Raw genomic sequence first — 15,888 nt, 5'->3', positions numbered from 1 at the left:
CCGGGTTTGTGCTACCATTCCCGGCCCGTATTCTTTGCACAGTTCAGACCATGAAATTTCCCGGTAAACGTAAGTCCAAACACTATTTCCCCGTCGATGCCCGCGATCCGCTGCTACAGCAAATCCAGCCGGAAAGCGAAACCAGCGCAGCCTGGGTAGTGGGTATCGATCAGACGCTGGTGGACATTGAAGCCAAAGTGGATGACGCGTTTGTCGCACGTTATGGTCTGAGCGCCGGGCACTCGCTGGTGATTGAGGATGACGTTGCTGAAGCGCTGTATCAGGAGCTGAAACGCGACAATCTCATCACCCACCAGTTTGCCGGCGGCACCATCGGTAACACCATGCACAACTACTCCGTGCTGGCAGATGACCGCTCGGTCCTGCTTGGCGTGATGTGCAGCAATATCGAAATCGGTGGCTATGCCTACCGCTACCTGTGCAATACCTCCAGCCGCACCGATCTGAACTATTTGCAGGGCGTTGACGGGCCGATTGGCCGCTGTTTTACGCTGATTAGCGATTCCGGCGAACGGACCTTCGCCATCAGCCCAGGCCATATGAACAAGCTGCGCGCCGAAAGTATCCCGGAAGAGGTGATCGCGGGCGCGTCTGCGCTGGTGCTGACCTCCTACCTGGTGCGCTGCAAGCCGGGCGAGCCGATGCCTGAAGCGACCATGAAGGCAATTGAGTACGCGAAGAAATACAACGTGCCGGTGGTCCTGACGCTGGGCACCAAATTCGTGATTGCCGATAACCCGGAGTGGTGGCAGGCCTTCCTGAAGGAGCACGTATCCATTCTGGCGATGAACGAAGAAGAGGCCGAAGCGCTGACCGGTGAGAGCGATCCGCTGCTGGCGTCCGATAAAGCGCTGGACTGGGTGGATCTGGTGCTCTGCACCGCCGGTCCGGTTGGGCTGTATATGGCGGGGTTCACGGAAGAAGAGAGCAAACGCAAAACCCAGCACCCGCTGCTGCCGGGGGCGATTGCCGAATTTAACCAGTACGAATTCAGCCGCGCCATGCGTCATAAGGACTGCGTAAACCCGCTGCGTATCTTCTCCCACATCGCACCGTATATGGGCGGTCCCGAGAAGATCATGAACACCAACGGCGCGGGCGACGGTGCGCTGGCCGCGCTGCTGCACGACATCACCGCTAACGCCTATCACAAAACCAACGTGCCGAACTCTAGCAAACACAGGTTCACCTGGTTGACCTACTCCTCGCTGGCTCAGGTGTGTAAGTACGCGAACCGCGTAAGCTATCAGGTGCTGAACCAGCATTCGCCGCGCTTAACGCGCGGTCTGCCGGAACGGGAAGACAGCCTCGAAGAGGCGTATTGGGACAGGTAAAAGCAAAACGGCAATCTGGGGTTGCCGTTTTTAGTGTTTGTTCCCTCTCCCTGTGGGAGAGGGCCAGGGTGAGGGCATCAGGCCGCACCAAACCTACCCCGTCACCGCCTCTTCAACCGGCGGCTTCGTCAGCAGCGTCAGCATGGTGTTTGCAATCTCACGCTCGCCCATCACCACCTGATTCGCGCCGCGCTCGGTGATGTAGTCCACCTCGTCGTCATAATGCGCTCGGGCAATGATCTCAATACCCGGGCACTTCTCGCGCGCGGACGCCACGATCTCACCGGCCTCATACCCGTTCGGGATCGTCAGCAGCAGCCAGCGGGCGCAGTCCAGATGCGCAAGCTCCATAATCTCTTCATTAGCCGCGTTGCCCAGCACCGCACGAATGCCGCGCTCGCGAAGCTCATCCACGCGCGTGCGTGACGTCTCAATCACCACCAGCGGAATGCCCTGCGCCATCAGCTTCTCACCGAGCAGGCTGCCGACGCGGCCAAAGCCGACCAGCAGCGCGTGGTTGCAGATATCTACCGGGATCTGCTTCTCATCTTCCGTCGCCTCTTCCAGCGTCTGCTCTTCGAGGGTTTCGGTCTTCTCTAGGTATTTTTCCAGCAGGGCAAACAATACCGGATTCAGCATGATGGAGAGGATCGCCCCCGCCAGAACCAGATTTTGCCCCGCCTGCGGCAGCAGGTTCAGGGCCATGCCCAGACCGGCCAGAATAAAGGCAAACTCACCAATCTGCGCCAGGCTGGCGGCGATGGTCAGCGCCGTGCGCGGCGAGTGACCGAACATCCGAACCAGGAAGAAGGCCGCCAGCGACTTACCGAAGAGGATGATTGCCAGCGTGCCCAGCACGGCCAGCGGCTGATGAATCAGGACCATCGGGTCGAAAAGCATCCCGACGGAGACAAAGAACAGCACCGCGAACGCATCGCGCAGCGGCAGGGTATCGTGCGCGGCACGGTGGCTCAGCTCGGACTCATTCAGCACCATCCCGGCGAAGAACGCGCCCAACGCAAAGGAGACGTCGAACAGCTCGACGGCGCCAAAGGCAATGCCCAGCGCCAGCGCAAGGACCGAAAGCGTAAACAGTTCACGCGAGCCGGTAGCGGCGCTGCGGGACATGATCCACGGCACCAGACGGCGGCCCACCAGCATCATGATGGCGATAAACGCTACCACCTTACCGATGGTAATGCCCATATCCAGCGCCAGCGAGGCGAAGCCGATATTCTCTTTTTCCATCATCCCGGCGACGGCGGGCAGTAGCACCAGCGTCAACACCATCACCAGATCTTCTACAATCAGCCAGCCGATCGCGATTTGCCCGCGCTGGCTGTCTATCAGCTGCCTCTCTTCAAGCGCGCGCAGCAGCACCACGGTACTGGCGGTTGAAAGACACAGCCCAAATACGATGCCGGTCATGATTGACCAGCCCAGCACCGCCGAAAGCGCCATGCCCAGCAGCGTCGCCACCCCTATCTGGGCGATCGCTCCCGGTATGGCGATAGACTTTACCGCCATCAGGTCCTTCAGCGAAAAATGCAGACCGACGCCAAACATCAGCAGGATAACGCCCAGTTCCGCCAGCTCCGGTGCAAGTTTGGTATCTGCGACAAAACCAGGCGTAAACGGTCCTGCCAGCACGCCCGCTAACAAATAGCCTACCAGGGGCGAAATACGCAGTTTGTTGGCAATCATGCCGAGGATAAAAGCGAGCACAAGTCCACCAACAATGGTGGTGATAAGCGGTGTGGCGTGGTGCATTCCGTCTCCTTTCGCGATGGGTGATCCATTTTTGGTGCAAATACCAAAAAGCCGATTAATAGTTTATGACAATTTTTACCCTTATGTTTATGAATAATTGTTGAAACAGGAATAAAAAGGCAATAAGCGTGAAAAAGGGCAGGTTTTACTAAGTTTGCGGTGAGGAGTCAGAGGAAAGCCTTATGGCATCAGGTTATCCGGCTGCCAAAGTTTAACTTTGGCAGCCGTGAAATTATGCTTTATGGCGGTTGTCAGGCAGGAATATGGTCAACATCCCCAGAAGTGGCAGGAAAGCGCAGATTTTATAAACCAGGAAGATGCTGGTGTGGTCTGCAACCATCCCTAACACGGCTGCGCCAAGGCCACCCATGCCAAAGGCAAAACCGAAAAAGAGGCCGGAAACCATACCGATACGTCCCGGCAGCAGCTCCTGCGCATAGACCAGGATGGCTGAGAATGCCGATGCGAGAATAAAACCAATAATCACCGTCAAAATCCCGGTCCACTCCAGACTTGCGTACGGTAAAAGAAGGGTAAACGGTGCGACGCCGAGGATAGAGCCCCAAATCACATATTTACGCCCAATTTTATCGCCAACAGGCCCGCCAATCACCGTGCCTGCCGCCACCGCAAACAGGAAGGCGAAGAGGTGAAACTGGGCATTTTGTACCGATAATCCGAATTTTTGCATCAGATAGAAGGTGTAATAGCTGCTGATGCTCGCCATATAGAAATATTTCGAGAAAATCAGCACCAGCAGCACGCTGACGGCCAGGATCACCTTGTTGCGCGGAAGCGGGTTGATAACCTTCGCCACAGGCTTACCCTTATTCACGCGATGCTGCGCGGCATACCAGCGGCTGATTTGCGCCAGCACGACAATCGCCAGCAGCGCGGCCAGCACAAACCACGCCACGTTGCCTTTACCATAGGGCGCAATGATTACCGCCGCCAGCAGAGGACCGAGGGAGCTACCAAAGTTGCCCCCCACCTGGAACAAAGACTGCGCCAGCCCGTGACGTCCGCCGGAGGCCATACGTGCCACGCGGGACGATTCAGGATGGAATACCGATGATCCGGTACCCACCAGCGCCGCGGCAACCAGTACCGCCTCAAAGCTGCCCGCCATGGCCAGCAGCACCAGCCCGCTCAGGGTGAAGCACATACCAATGGGCAGCGACCATGGCATCGGGTATTTGTCCGTCCAGTAGCCCACCACTGGCTGTAGCAGTGAAGAGGCCAGCTGGAAGGTCAGGGTAATCATCCCGATCTGCACGAAGGTTAATGAGAACTCGGATTGCAACAGCGGATAGATCGCCAGAATCAGCGACTGGATCATGTCGTTGAGCAGGTGAGAAAGACTGATTGCGCCTAATACTTTAAAGGAAGTGCGCGATTTCGGCGGCGACGCCGGAGCGCCCTGAACAGGCTGGGTTGATTCACTGATTGCCATAAATACCACGTCAATTTGTTATTAGAGATGCAGGGAGTAATTATTATCCGACTAACATACTCGTCCGTGACATTTGAAGAAAGTCGCAATTCTGAAAACTTATTTGTCTATTCTTGTGAGTCACTGTAATTTTTGCGTTTGTCTATGGGTCAGGGAGAGAGAAGATGAAGTTAATAAAGCGTGGCGTCGCGCTGGCGCTCATCGCCGCATGGGGGCTGACAAGCCTGCCCGCGCAGGCGTATGAAAAAGATAAAACCTATAAAATTACCATTCTCCATACTAACGATCATCACGGCCATTTCTGGCGCAGCGAATACGGTGAATATGGCCTGGCGGCGCAAAAAACGCTGGTGGACGGCATTCGCAAAGAGGTCGCGGCCCAGGGCGGCAGCGTGCTGCTGCTGTCGGGCGGGGACATTAATACCGGCGTACCGGAATCGGATTTACAGGATGCCGAGCCTGATTTCCGCGCTATGAATTTAATCGGCTACGACGCGATGGCGGTCGGAAACCACGAGTTTGATAATCCGCTGAGTGTGCTGCGCCAGCAGGAGAAGTGGTCCAAATTCCCGTTCCTTTCCGCCAATATTTATCAGAAAAGCACCGGCGAGCGCCTGTTTAAACCGTGGGCGCTGTTTAAGCGTCAGGATCTGAAGATTGCGGTCATTGGCTTAACCACTGACGATACGGCCAAAATTGGCAACCCTGAATATTTTACCGACATTGAGTTCCGTAAACCGGCGGACGAAGCGAAGCTGGTGATCCAGGAGTTGCAGCAAAATGAAAAGCCGGATGTGATTATCGCGACCACCCACATGGGGCATTACGATAACGGCAAGCACGGCTCCAACGCGCCGGGCGACGTGGAGATGGCGCGCAGCCTTCCAGCGGGCTCGCTGGCGATGATTGTGGGCGGCCATTCGCAGGATCCGGTCTGCATGGCGTCGGAGAACAAAAAGCAGGTGGATTATGTGCCGGGCACGCCGTGCGCGCCGGACCGTCAGAACGGGATCTGGATCGTGCAGGCCCACGAGTGGGGGAAATACGTTGGCCGCGCGGATTTTGAATTCCGTAACGGCGAGATGAAGCTGGTGCACTATCAGCTCATCCCGGTCAACCTGAAGAAGAAAGTCACCTACCCGGACGGCAAAAGTGAGCGCGTACTCTACACGCCAGAGATTGCTGAAAACCAACAGATGCTCTCTCTGCTGACGCCGTTCCAGAGCAAAGGGAAAGCGCAGCTGGACGTGAAGATTGGCACGCTTAACGGTCGTCTGGAAGGGGACCGCAGCAAAGTCCGCTTCGTACAGACCAACATGGGGCGTCTGGTGCTGGCCGCGCAGATGGCGCGCACGAATGCGGATTTTGGCGTGATGAGCGGCGGCGGTATTCGTGATTCCATCGAAGGCGGAAACATCACCTATAAAGACGTGCTGAAGGTACAGCCGTTTGGCAACGTGGTGGTGTATGCGGACATGAGCGGGAAAGAGGTGATTGACTACCTGACGGCCGTGGCGCAGATGAAGCCGGACTCGGGGGCGTATCCGCAGTTTGCTAACGTCAGCTTCGTGGCGAAGGACGGCAAGCTCAACGATCTCAAGATCAAAGGCGCACCTGTTGATCCGGCGAAAACCTACCGCCTGGCAACGTTAAGCTTCAATGCCACCGGCGGCGACGGCTATCCGCACATTGATAACAAACCGGGCTATGTGAATACCGGCTTTATTGATGCGGAGGTGCTGAAGCAGTTTATTCAGCAAAATTCACCGATTGACGTGAATGCGTATGAGCCGAAAGGTGAGGTGAGCTGGCAGTAGTGGTTTTGTTGCCGGGTGGCGGCTACGCCTTACCCGGCTTTTTATTCAATCCCGGCGCGCAATATCCGCAAACGTCGCGTCCAGCATTTTCGCCAGATCGCCTGCGGCCAGTTCAATATCCAGCCCGCGCTTGCCGCCAGAAATGTAGATCGTCTCAAATTCCTGCGAAGGCGCGTCAATCAGCGTCGGCAGACGCTTTTTCTGGCCGAGCGGGCTGATGCCGCCGACAAGATACCCGGTCGTGCGTTGCGCAACCATCGGGTCGGCCATATCGACCTTTTTCGCCCCCAGCGCTTTGGCCACTTTTTTCAAATCGAGCTGACCGGCGACGGGCGTCACCGCCACGGCGAGGTGCTTCATATCGCCATTCACCGCGACCAGCAGCGTTTTGTAGACCTGGTCCGCGTTCAGCCCCAGCTTGCGCACCACTTCATCACCAAAGTTGGTTTCGTTCGGATCGTGATCGTAGGTGTGGATCCGGAAAGAAATTTTGTTTTTTTCGAGTAATTTAACGGCGGGAGTCATGGCTATCCTTCTTACGACAGACGATTCATACCAGCAGCATACGCCTGACGTTTGTCGAAAAATAGCACCATCTTGCGCAATAGTATTGGCAGTGATGGTCACTTTGAGCGACAATCGGCTCAACCGAAGGTCACTTCGGTATAATAAAAACGATGAAATTCCTCTTTGACGGGCCAATAGCGATATTGGCCATTTTTTTACTTCAGCAGCGACGGCAAATTCCCTTCGCCGTACAAATGCAACGCGCCAACCGCGACGACATAACGACCAGCAGGCAGGGCATACAGCGTCTCCCGCCACGCCTTGTTACGCGCGTTCATCAGCACATCATACAACGATTCACTGAACGTCGACGGTAACGCCAGCTTGCCGTCTGCCGGCGGCGCGTCCAGCCACCAGCCAATCATGGTTTGCAGAAGCCGCGCATTGGTGTGCCAGTGGGTCAGGGTATCTTCCAGCAGCATACGTCCGTCGTCCGGAAGCTGACGCAGGAGCGCTATCTGGCTGTCCGTCCCTTCCAGTTCGATGACGGGCATAGTGCGCGCCCGTGCCATATTCAGCAGCTGATAATCAATGCCGTAATCGCCGCGCAGGCCCAGGCGCTGCGCCTGCGTGGCCTGTAACACCATCGCGATTTGCCACAGCGGCAGGGTATCAATCATGGATAGCGATACGCCCGTCTCGTTGGCAATGCGCGTCAGCTCCGCGAGCTGAGCATCGTCCAGACGTTCCGCCAGCGGGAGGTCGCTTTCCAGCCCGGCAAACGGCGACTCGTGGCCGGAGATGTCGGCCTCGACGATCAGCGCGTCGGCGCGCTTCAGCAGTTTAATCAGGCCGGCGGGCAGGGGTGACATATCCTGTGTGCCCATATGGATGCTTCCCACCAGGTGCAGATGCCGTCCGCCCGGAAGCGAAATATCCATGCCGGGCCAGGCATAACGGCGGGGAAAGAGGGCGCGAAACGATGCTTTTATACGGCTAAACAGACTCATACGCGCTCCATGATCGGAAAGGGTCATGCTAGCGCGTACGAGAACAAGGTTCAATCCTTCGGTTTAAACCGCAGCAGGCGGTTGGCGTTGCTCACCACGGTAATGGACGAGAGCGCCATCGCCGCACCCGCGACCACCGGGTTCAGCAGAGTGCCGGTCAGCGGCCATAAAATCCCGGCGGCAACCGGAATGCCGAGTGAGTTGTAGATGAATGCCCCCAGCAGGTTCTGCTTCATGTTGCGCAACGTGGCTTTCGAAATCGCCAGCGCGTCCGCCACGCCCATCAGGCTGTGCCGCATCAGGGTGATCGCCGCAGTCTCAATGGCAACATCGCTCCCGCCGCCCATCGCAATGCCTACGTCAGCCTGCGCCAGCGCCGGGGCGTCGTTGATACCGTCGCCGACCATCGCCACCTGACGTCCTTCACGTTGCAGTTTCTGGATGGCGTCCGCTTTGCCATCCGGCAGTACGCCGGCTATCACCTCATCAATCCCGGCTTCTCTGGCGATGGCGTTAGCGGTCGTCGGATTATCACCGGTTAACATCACCAGGCGGTAGCCCGCGCGGTGCAGGCGCTGTAGGGCCTCCACGCTGTCCTGGCGTAACGGATCGCGCACGGCCAGCAGCGCCGCCGCCTGTCCATCCATTGCCAGCAGAACCGGTGTCGCCCCCTGAGAAGCCTGCGCGTTAAGCTCAGCTTCCAGCGCGGACGTATCAACGCCGTTTTCATTCAACAGTGCCTGGTTACCCAGCAGCAGCGTATGCCCTTCGGCTTCCCCGCTGACCCCTAAACCGCGCAGGGTGCGGAAGTTGCTTACCTGCGGCAGGCGGGCATCGCCGGCTTTCTCAAGGATGGCGCGCGCCAGCGGGTGGCTGGAACCTTGTTCCAGCGCTGCGGCAAGGCGCACGGCATCCGCTTCCGTACAGCCCGCGGTTTTGACAGCCACCACCTGGGGTTTGCCCTCGGTGAGCGTACCGGTTTTATCGAAGACAAGGGTGTCCAGCGTGCTTGCCCGCTGTAGCGCGTCGGCGTCACGGACCAGCACGCCAAACTCGGCGGCGCGACCGACGCCGGAGATAATCGACATCGGCGTGGCCAGGCCAAGCGCACAAGGGCAGGCGATGATCAGCACCGTGGTGGCAATCACCAGGGTGTAGACAATCTGCGGTGCCGGGCCGAAGAAATACCAGATTGCCGCGCTGAACAGGGCAATGCCGACCACCACGGGGACAAAAATAGCGGAAATTTTATCGGCAAGCTGGCCGATTTCCGGCTTGCTGCTCTGGGCCTGGCGGACCATGCGGATGATGCGCGACAGGGTGGTATGGCTGCCAACGGCGCTGGCGCGGAACAGCACGCTTCCGTCCTGCACCACCGTACCCGCATGCACCGCATCGCCCTGGGATTTCTGCTGGGGGATCGGCTCACCGGTCAGCATGGCTTCATCAAGCCAGGCGTCGCCCTGAGTAATTTCACCGTCGACGGGCACGCGGTCGCCGGTGGTCAGGCGCAGCGTCATACCCGGCTGCACCTCCGAGAGCGGAACGCTTTTCTCCCCGTCGTCCGTCACCACGCGGGCCGTCGGCGGGGTTAAATCGAGTAATCTTTCCAGCGCTTTCGACGAGCGCTGGCGAGCGCGGGCTTCGAGCATGTGGCCTAAGTTAATCAGACCAATAATCATCGCGCTCGCTTCATAGTAGAGGTGGCGAGCTTCCATGGGGAACCACTGCGGCCAGACGTTAACGCTCATTGAATAGAGCCACGCGGCTCCCGTCCCGAGCGCGACCAGCGTGTCCATCGTCGCCGTGCGGTTTTTCAGGCTCTTCCAGGCGCTGGTGTAGAAATGTCCGCCTGCAAACACCATGACCGCAAGGGTAATGACACCAATCACCAGCCACAGGGTGCGGTTATCGGCGGTGACCATCATATTGTCACCCATCATGCCCCACACCATCACCGGAATACCAACCAGCAGGGCGACGATCGCCTGCCAGCGGAAGCGCTTCATGGTGGCGATAGCCGTTTCCTGCTGGCGCTCGCGGCGCTCGGCATCATCTTCGATGGCCTCCGCCCCGTAGCCCGCTTTCTCAACGGCCTGTACTAAATCTGCGGCGGAGGCGCTGCCCATCACCAGCGCAGTACGCTCCGCCAGGTTTACCCGTGCCTGCTCTACGCCCGGGACCGCCTGCAAGGCATTCTGTACCCGTGAAACGCAGCTGGCGCAGCTCATGCCGTTGATCAGCAGCTGTTGGCTGTCATCAATGTCATCCGCTACCGGAAGCTCAGGAGTGGCCGCTGTCAGTGCTTCCGACGGGGATGATGACTCTGCCAGCGGTTTAGCCTTTGGGTGGCTTAACTCCGCCCCGTAACCGGCCTGTTTAATGGTATCAATCAGCGCGTCGGCGCTGGCGCTGCCGGTCACGGCGGCATGATCGATAGTCACCTCAGCGCTTTCCACGTCAGGGCGCTGCTCCAGACTTTCTTTAACGCGTTTGACGCAGTGGCCGCAGGAGAGGCCGTCAAGCGTCAGGTCAATAGTGTGAGACATAACAAAACTCCCGTATAATGTTCTGGTCAATTGTTGACCTTCACTCTGCTTTTCGCTAACTGTTATGAAGGTTAAACCTTCCATCAAGGGGAAGGTCAAGGGGGAAATGTGAATATCAGCGATGTTGCGAAAAAAACCGGCTTAACCAGCAAAGCGATTCGCTTTTATGAAGAGAAAGGGCTGGTGACGCCACCGTTGCGCAGTGAGAACGGCTACCGCAGCTATACGCAACTGCATCTTGATGAGCTGACGTTACTGCGCCAGGCCAGACAGGTTGGATTCAACCTGGAAGAGTGCGGGGAGCTGGTAAACCTGTTTAACGATCCGAAGCGCCACAGTGCCGACGTGAAAAAACGTACGCTGGAAAAAGTGGCGGAGATCGAACACCATATTATCGAATTACAGGCAATGCGTGAGCAGCTGTTACAGCTGGCGGAATCCTGCCCGGGAGATGACAGCGCCGACTGCCCGATTATCGACAATCTTTCCGGCTGCTGCCACCGCAAAACCCACGCCTAACAGGCTTTAACCCGCAGGGTAATACCTTCCACCGCAATGACCTCAACCCGCGTTCCGGCGCTGAGGTCATCATCGGCCACGACCGGCCACGAACTGTCCCCCACGCGCATATGGCCGCGTCCGTTGATCAGCGCGTTATCAAGCGTGAAACGTCTACCCACGATCTGCTGCCCTCGCTGGTTGAGATGCGCGTCGACTGGCTTCTGCTCCTGAACGCGTTTGTTCAGCCAGCGCCACCACAGCCAGGCGGCCACCAGCGTCAGTACGGCAAACAGCGCGCCCTGCCACTCCCAGCCGACAGGCAGTAGCCAGACGACCAGCCCGGTAATCACCGCGGCAATGCCGCTCCACAGCAGATAACCGTTGCCGCCCAGCATCTCGGCGGCCAGCAGCAGGCCGCCGAGGCTTAGCCAGAACGCATGTGGATGTGCAACGATGAGTTCAATCATTTTTTACGCTCGTTTCCGCCGTCTTTGATCAATTCGGCAATCCCGGCGATAGATCCCATCAGGCTGCTGGCATCCAGCGGCATCATCACCACTTTGCTGTTGTTCGCAGAGCCGATCTCCTTCAGCGCATCGGTATATTTTTGCGCGACGAAGTAGTTCACGGCCTGGATATCCCCGGCGGCAATCGCCTCGGATACCATTTGCGTCGCGCGGGCTTCCGCCTCTGCCGAACGTTCACGCGCTTCCGCCTGGAGGAAGGCAGACTGACGGTCGCCCTCGGCTTTCAGGATCTGCGACTGTTTTTCCCCTTCCGCTTTCAGGATCTCGGCCTGGCGCACCCCTTCGGCTTCAAGGATGTAGGCACGCTTGGTTCGCTCGGCCTTCATCTGCGCGTTCATGGAAGCGATCAGCTCTGCCGGCGGGCGCACGTCGCGGATCTCAATGCGGGTCACCTTGATCCCCCACGGATTGGTAGCTTCATCTACAATGTGCAGCAGGCGGGTATTGATGCTGTCACGCTGGGAGAGCATCTCGTCCAGCTCCATCGAGCCCAGCACGGTACGGATGTTGGTCATCGTCAGGTTGACGATCGCCAGCTCCAGGTTACTCACCTCATAGGCCGCTTTCGGCGCGTCTATCACCTGGATAAAGCACACCGCATCAATGGTGACGTTGGCGTTATCCTTCGAGATGACTTCCTGGGAAGGGATATCCAGGACCTGCTCCATCATGTTGATCTTGCGCCCAATTCTGTCCATGAAAGGGACGATCAGGCTTAAACCAGGCTGAAGGGTATTGGTGTAGCGACCGAAGCGTTCGACGGTCCACTGGTAACCCTGCGGGACAATTTTGATGCCTGCGCCCACAATAACCAGCGCAACGAAAATAAGGACAGGGACAACGATGAGCATAAAAACCTCCTGTTTTGCATGCCGTAGCGGGAAAAATTGCGTAATTGTTGAACGTTAGTATATCGGTTAACGGGCGGGATTTCGCCCCTGTAAAGAGGTGGGAACCGGACTGGTAAAATTAAAATGCCCCGCCAGGAGAGCAGGGCGCAGACGCTTAGTCTTCTGACCAGGTGTAGCTGAAGTCGGTGATAAACCCATCCCCGGCGTCAGCGATGGCTTTCGATAAGCCCTGATAGTATTTTTCCAGGCCAATAGCCTCTATCTGCTGGATCTGTTCGCGGATCGGGGCGCAGAACAGCACTGCATTGCCCGCTCCGACACGTTTGTTGTTCGGCGGCAGATCGCCGGTGATCGCTTTAAACCAGGTTCTGATCCCTTGCTTTAGGCTGTGCGGCGCTTTGGCAAGATTCTCCTGGCCGGTCAGCACCTGTAGCGTTGGGAATGCATTAGCGTTGACGGCGGTTTTCATGCGCGCAAAGAAGGCGGTAAAAAGCTCAAAAGAGCCGAGATCCGTGACGCGAGGCTTGGTGGTTTTTCCGTTCTTATTGCCCATTTTTCCCACAGGCGCGGCGGGCGCCGGAACCACATTGACCTTATGCAGATCCAGACCAAACAGCAGATTGCAGTGCGCCCGGCGTTCTTTTAGCGGGTAGGACATCAGCACGTCAATAAACGCCGTCGCCTTCACATCGGCCAGGTCATGGTTGATCAGCCATTGCGAGCGGGCAAATTCCGCAGGCGAAACGAACCAGTCCGGCACCTCGGTAAAGCGTCTGGATTTACCCTTGCTGTCAAATTCGAGAAAGTAAGCCCCGTCATCGAAAGCAAAATAGCAGTTCTTAAAGCTGCCAATCGTGGTGTTAACGATGAGTGCCTTCTTAACAAAATCGACAACCTCCGCACCCATAACAAAACGCGTGAGTTCCGACGAATTGATGACTTCCATTAATGTTTCGACATCAGGCACGCCTGGCTTCAGGGAGGAAAACTCATAAAAAATATGTGTCATGCGGCTTACTACCTGTAGTGATAGAGGTGACAATGAGCAAGCAAAAAGTTTAACACTAGCCATAGCTTAAGGCTATTCGCACTGTGAACCTGAAAGGATTATGCTACAGGCTGTTCTTTTAAAAGCGTTAAATGGAATCGGAATGAATAATAAAAAAAATCTTCTGGATATCAGGGATGTTGGCTTTCGCGTGGGTGACAACACGATCCTTCAGCACGTCGATTTTTGCCTTTCACCGGGCGAATTTAAGCTCATAACCGGCCCCTCCGGCTGCGGTAAAAGCACGCTTCTGAAAATCGTGGCCTCGTTACTGAGCCCAACGGAGGGAACGATCCTGTTTGAAGGGAAGGATACCGCCACGCTTTCACCGGAACGCTACCGCCAGCAGGTGTCCTACTGCGTACAGACGCCGTCCCTGTTTGGCGATACGGTGTACGACAATCTGGTGTTCCCGTGGCAAATCCGCAACCAAACGCCTGAACCTGAAACGTTTGCCGACGATTTGGCCCGGTTTGGGCTTTCGCCGGAGACGCTGACCAAATCGATTGCCGACCTGTCAGGCGGGGAAAAGCAGCGCGTATCGCTGATCCGTAACCTGCAATTCCTGCCGAAGGTGCTGCTGCTGGACGAGATCACCAGCGCGCTGGATGACGCCAACAAGCGCAACGTGAATGAGATTATTCATCGCTACGCCCGTGAACAGGATATTGCCGTGCTGTGGGTGACGCACGATTCAAACGAAATTAGCCATGCGGATGATGTCATCACGCTCAGGCCGCATGGCGGGAAAATGCAGGAGGCTAACCGTGGGTGAACATAATATAACGAACGAATCGCTGGCGCTGTCGATGGTACTGGTGCTGGTGGCGATTGTGGTCAGCTACCGGGAAAAGCTGGGGCTGGAGAAAGATATTCTGTGGAGTATCGCCCGTGCGGTGATCCAGCTCATCATCGTCGGCTACGTGCTGAAATACATCTTTAACGTCAACCATGCGGTACTGACGCTGCTGATGGTGCTGTTTATCTGCTTCAACGCGGCGTGGAATGCACAAAAGCGCAGTAAATACATCGATAAAGCATTCATCTCGTCGTTTATCGCCATTACCACCGGGACCGCGTTAACGCTGGCGGTGCTGGTGCTTTCCGGCTCGATAGAGTTTACGCCGATGCAGGTGATCCCCATTTCCGGGATGATTGCGGGTAACGCGATGGTGGCGGTAGGATTGTGCTACAACAATCTGGGGCAACGCTTCAGCAGCGAGCAGCAGCAGCTTCAGGAGAAGCTAAGCCTGGGGGCGACGCCGAAGGTGGCCTCGGCGCGGTTGATTCGCGACAGCATTCGTTCCTCGCTGATCCCCACGGTGGATTCAGCAAAAACCGTAGGGCTGGTCAGTCTGCCGGGCATGATGTCGGGGCTGATTTTTGCCGGTATCGATCCGGTTAAAGCGATTAAGTATCAGATAATGGTGACGTTTATGCTGCTCTCCACCGCGAGCCTGTCGACGATTATTGCCTGCTACCTGACCTATCGGAAGTTCTACAACGCACGCCACCAGCTGGTGGTGACGCCGTTGAAAAAGACGGGGTAATATCGGCTTTTGTAGGCCCGGTAAGCGTTAGCGCCACCGGGCATTTTTGTTAGTAGAGCAACGCGTACAGCTGACGACGATACTTCGACGCCAGGGCGTCACCGGTACCGAGCGCGGCCAGGATCTCCTGGAACATCTTCCGCGCCTGACCGTCTGCGGCACCCAGGTCTTTCTGAAGATGGCTGAACAGCAGTTCCAGCGCCTCTTCGTTACGCCCCACCTGATGCAGCTGGAGCGCGAGCTGGCTTGCCAGCGCCGCATCCGCCGGGTTGTCCGCAACCTGCTGCTGAAGCTGCTGAATTTCAGGGGTATCCGCCGCCTGTTTCAGCAGGTCAATCTGCGCCACCAGACCCTGATAACGGGTGTCCTGATCCTGCATCGGAACGGTTTTCAGAACGGCTTCCGCGTCTTCAGGGCGGTGCAGCGCAATCTGGGTCTCTGCCAGCAGCAGACCAATCTGGCTGTTTTGATTCGACAGCTGCCACGCGTCTTTTAACAGCGGCAGCGCCTCGTCGTATTTGCCTTCCTGCATCAGCGCCATCGCTTCCTGCGCCTTCAGCTCTTCTTCACGCGGCAGGACTTTATCCAGCAGGGCGCGGATCGCCTCTTCCGGCTGCGGTCCCTGGAAGCCATCGACGGGCTGACCGTTCTGGAACAGGTAGACGGTCGGGATCGCGCGCAGGCCAAACTGGGATGCCACCATCGGTTCGGCGTCACAGTCCAGTTTCGCCAGAATGAACTGGCCGTTGTATTGCGCAGCAAGGCTTTCCAGGACCGGCGTCAGTTGCAGACAGTGTTGGCTGCGTTCAGACCAGAAGTAGAACAGCACCGGTTTAGCCATTGACTGTTCGAGCGTCTGTTGCAGGTTAGCTTCAGTTATGTTGACGATATTCTGTACGGACATGCGGCATTCTCTTTTGTCGGTTTACTCTTTACATGGGGGTAAGCGT

The 15,888-nt window shown here is 57.0% G+C and carries 14 protein-coding genes; 5 read left to right on the top strand and 9 right to left on the bottom strand.

Annotated elements, in window-relative coordinates; translation table 11 throughout:
* Window positions 1-50: 50 nt before the first annotated feature.
* Window positions 51-1,355, top strand: coding sequence for an inosine/guanosine kinase (locus A3466_RS17500; RefSeq protein WP_063451656.1), 1,305 nt, complete (start codon window positions 51-53; stop codon window positions 1,353-1,355).
* Window positions 1,356-1,448: 93 nt separating this feature from the next.
* On the opposite strand, the gene ybaL is transcribed toward A3466_RS17500, so the two are convergent.
* Together ybaL and A3466_RS17490 are read right to left on the bottom strand one after the other, a co-directional pair.
* The gene (ybaL, locus tag A3466_RS17495; RefSeq protein ID WP_063451655.1) at window positions 1,449-3,125 is read right to left on the bottom strand and encodes a YbaL family putative K(+) efflux transporter; all 1,677 of its coding nucleotides are present in this window, start codon (window positions 3,123-3,125) and stop codon (window positions 1,449-1,451) included.
* A 232-nt stretch (window positions 3,126-3,357) separates the two neighbouring features.
* The gene (locus tag A3466_RS17490) at window positions 3,358-4,578 is read right to left on the bottom strand and encodes an MFS transporter (protein ID WP_063451654.1); all 1,221 of its coding nucleotides are present in this window, start codon (window positions 4,576-4,578) and stop codon (window positions 3,358-3,360) included.
* Window positions 4,579-4,742: 164 nt separating this feature from the next.
* On the opposite strand from A3466_RS17490, the gene ushA reads away from it, so the two are divergent.
* Window positions 4,743-6,395: a bifunctional UDP-sugar hydrolase/5'-nucleotidase UshA gene (gene ushA / locus A3466_RS17485; RefSeq protein ID WP_063451653.1), complete on the top strand. Its 1,653-nt coding sequence runs from the start codon at window positions 4,743-4,745 to the stop codon at window positions 6,393-6,395.
* Between the two features lie 45 nt (window positions 6,396-6,440).
* On the opposite strand, the gene ybaK is transcribed toward ushA, so the two are convergent.
* From ybaK to copA, 3 genes are all read right to left on the bottom strand, one after another.
* A complete protein-coding gene (gene ybaK, locus A3466_RS17480; RefSeq protein ID WP_063451652.1) occupies window positions 6,441-6,920 on the bottom strand; it encodes a Cys-tRNA(Pro)/Cys-tRNA(Cys) deacylase YbaK in 480 nt (159 codons plus the stop codon).
* A 197-nt stretch (window positions 6,921-7,117) separates the two neighbouring features.
* Window positions 7,118-7,912 carry a TraB/GumN family protein gene (locus A3466_RS17475; protein ID WP_063451651.1) on the bottom strand — a complete coding sequence of 265 codons (795 nt, stop codon included), beginning with the start codon at window positions 7,910-7,912 and terminating at the stop codon, window positions 7,118-7,120.
* A 50-nt stretch (window positions 7,913-7,962) separates the two neighbouring features.
* On the bottom strand, window positions 7,963-10,461 hold the full coding sequence (copA, locus tag A3466_RS17470; protein ID WP_063451650.1) for a copper-exporting P-type ATPase CopA: 2,499 nt from the start codon (window positions 10,459-10,461) through the stop codon (window positions 7,963-7,965).
* Between the two features lie 108 nt (window positions 10,462-10,569).
* Here copA and cueR point away from each other — a divergent pair, with 108 nt between their 5' ends.
* Window positions 10,570-10,980 carry a Cu(I)-responsive transcriptional regulator gene (gene cueR, locus A3466_RS17465; protein ID WP_063451649.1) on the top strand — a complete coding sequence of 137 codons (411 nt, stop codon included), beginning with the start codon at window positions 10,570-10,572 and terminating at the stop codon, window positions 10,978-10,980.
* On the opposite strand, the gene A3466_RS17460 is transcribed toward cueR, so the two are convergent.
* The 3 genes from A3466_RS17460 to A3466_RS17450 all read right to left on the bottom strand — a co-directional run bounded on the left by A3466_RS17460 (window position 10,977) and on the right by A3466_RS17450 (window position 13,349).
* Window positions 10,977-11,429, bottom strand: a complete 453-nt coding sequence (locus tag A3466_RS17460; RefSeq protein ID WP_063451648.1) for an NfeD family protein — start codon at window positions 11,427-11,429, stop codon at window positions 10,977-10,979. The two genes, cueR and A3466_RS17460, sit on opposite strands and share 4 nt — an antisense overlap.
* Window positions 11,426-12,340, bottom strand: a complete 915-nt coding sequence (locus A3466_RS17455) for an SPFH domain-containing protein (RefSeq protein WP_063451647.1) — start codon at window positions 12,338-12,340, stop codon at window positions 11,426-11,428. Before A3466_RS17455 ends, A3466_RS17460 begins: the two co-directional genes overlap by 4 nt.
* Window positions 12,341-12,494: 154 nt before the next feature.
* Complete coding sequence (locus A3466_RS17450) at window positions 12,495-13,349, bottom strand: hypothetical protein (protein WP_063451646.1); 855 nt, start codon at window positions 13,347-13,349, stop codon at window positions 12,495-12,497.
* Window positions 13,350-13,491: 142 nt separating this feature from the next.
* Between A3466_RS17450 and fetA the strand changes: the two genes are divergently transcribed.
* Both fetA and fetB read left to right on the top strand, forming a co-directional pair.
* A complete protein-coding gene (gene fetA, locus A3466_RS17445; RefSeq protein ID WP_063451645.1) occupies window positions 13,492-14,163 on the top strand; it encodes an iron efflux ABC transporter ATP-binding subunit FetA in 672 nt (223 codons plus the stop codon).
* Window positions 14,156-14,938: an iron efflux ABC transporter permease subunit FetB gene (gene fetB / locus A3466_RS17440; RefSeq protein ID WP_047051105.1), complete on the top strand. Its 783-nt coding sequence runs from the start codon at window positions 14,156-14,158 to the stop codon at window positions 14,936-14,938. The genes fetA and fetB overlap by 8 nt, the downstream gene beginning before the upstream one ends.
* Window positions 14,939-14,987: 49 nt before the next feature.
* Here fetB and A3466_RS17435 read toward each other — a convergent pair whose 3' ends face one another.
* Window positions 14,988-15,842 carry a co-chaperone YbbN gene (locus tag A3466_RS17435; RefSeq protein ID WP_063451644.1) on the bottom strand — a complete coding sequence of 285 codons (855 nt, stop codon included), beginning with the start codon at window positions 15,840-15,842 and terminating at the stop codon, window positions 14,988-14,990.
* Window positions 15,843-15,888: the final 46 nt, after the last annotated feature.

The organism is Enterobacter genomosp. S (genome assembly GCF_001631805.1).
In the GTDB taxonomy this organism is placed as follows: Bacteria; Pseudomonadota; Gammaproteobacteria; order Enterobacterales; family Enterobacteriaceae; genus Enterobacter; species Enterobacter quasihormaechei.
This window is presented reverse-complemented; position numbering and strand designations above follow the sequence as displayed.

What these genes read in the sequence shown, in the direction of transcription:
- A3466_RS17435 (WP_063451644.1), bottom strand. Translation starts at nt 15,842, where the DNA reads ATGTCCGTACAGAATATCGTCAACATAACTGAAGCTAACCTGCAACAG.
- A3466_RS17490 (WP_063451654.1), bottom strand. Translation starts at nt 4,578, where the DNA reads ATGGCAATCAGTGAATCAACCCAGCCTGTTCAGGGCGCTCCGGCGTCG.
- ybaK (WP_063451652.1), bottom strand. Translation starts at nt 6,920, where the DNA reads ATGACTCCCGCCGTTAAATTACTCGAAAAAAACAAAATTTCTTTCCGG.
- A3466_RS17455 (WP_063451647.1), bottom strand. Translation starts at nt 12,340, where the DNA reads ATGCTCATCGTTGTCCCTGTCCTTATTTTCGTTGCGCTGGTTATTGTG.
- A3466_RS17475 (WP_063451651.1), bottom strand. Translation starts at nt 7,912, where the DNA reads ATGAGTCTGTTTAGCCGTATAAAAGCATCGTTTCGCGCCCTCTTTCCC.
- copA (WP_063451650.1), bottom strand. Translation starts at nt 10,461, where the DNA reads ATGTCTCACACTATTGACCTGACGCTTGACGGCCTCTCCTGCGGCCAC.
- ybaL (WP_063451655.1), bottom strand. Translation starts at nt 3,125, where the DNA reads ATGCACCACGCCACACCGCTTATCACCACCATTGTTGGTGGACTTGTG.
- A3466_RS17450 (WP_063451646.1), bottom strand. Translation starts at nt 13,349, where the DNA reads ATGACACATATTTTTTATGAGTTTTCCTCCCTGAAGCCAGGCGTGCCT.
- ushA (WP_063451653.1), top strand. Translation starts at nt 4,743, where the DNA reads ATGAAGTTAATAAAGCGTGGCGTCGCGCTGGCGCTCATCGCCGCATGG.
- fetA (WP_063451645.1), top strand. Translation starts at nt 13,492, where the DNA reads ATGAATAATAAAAAAAATCTTCTGGATATCAGGGATGTTGGCTTTCGC.
- A3466_RS17460 (WP_063451648.1), bottom strand. Translation starts at nt 11,429, where the DNA reads ATGATTGAACTCATCGTTGCACATCCACATGCGTTCTGGCTAAGCCTC.
- A3466_RS17500 (WP_063451656.1), top strand. Translation starts at nt 51, where the DNA reads ATGAAATTTCCCGGTAAACGTAAGTCCAAACACTATTTCCCCGTCGAT.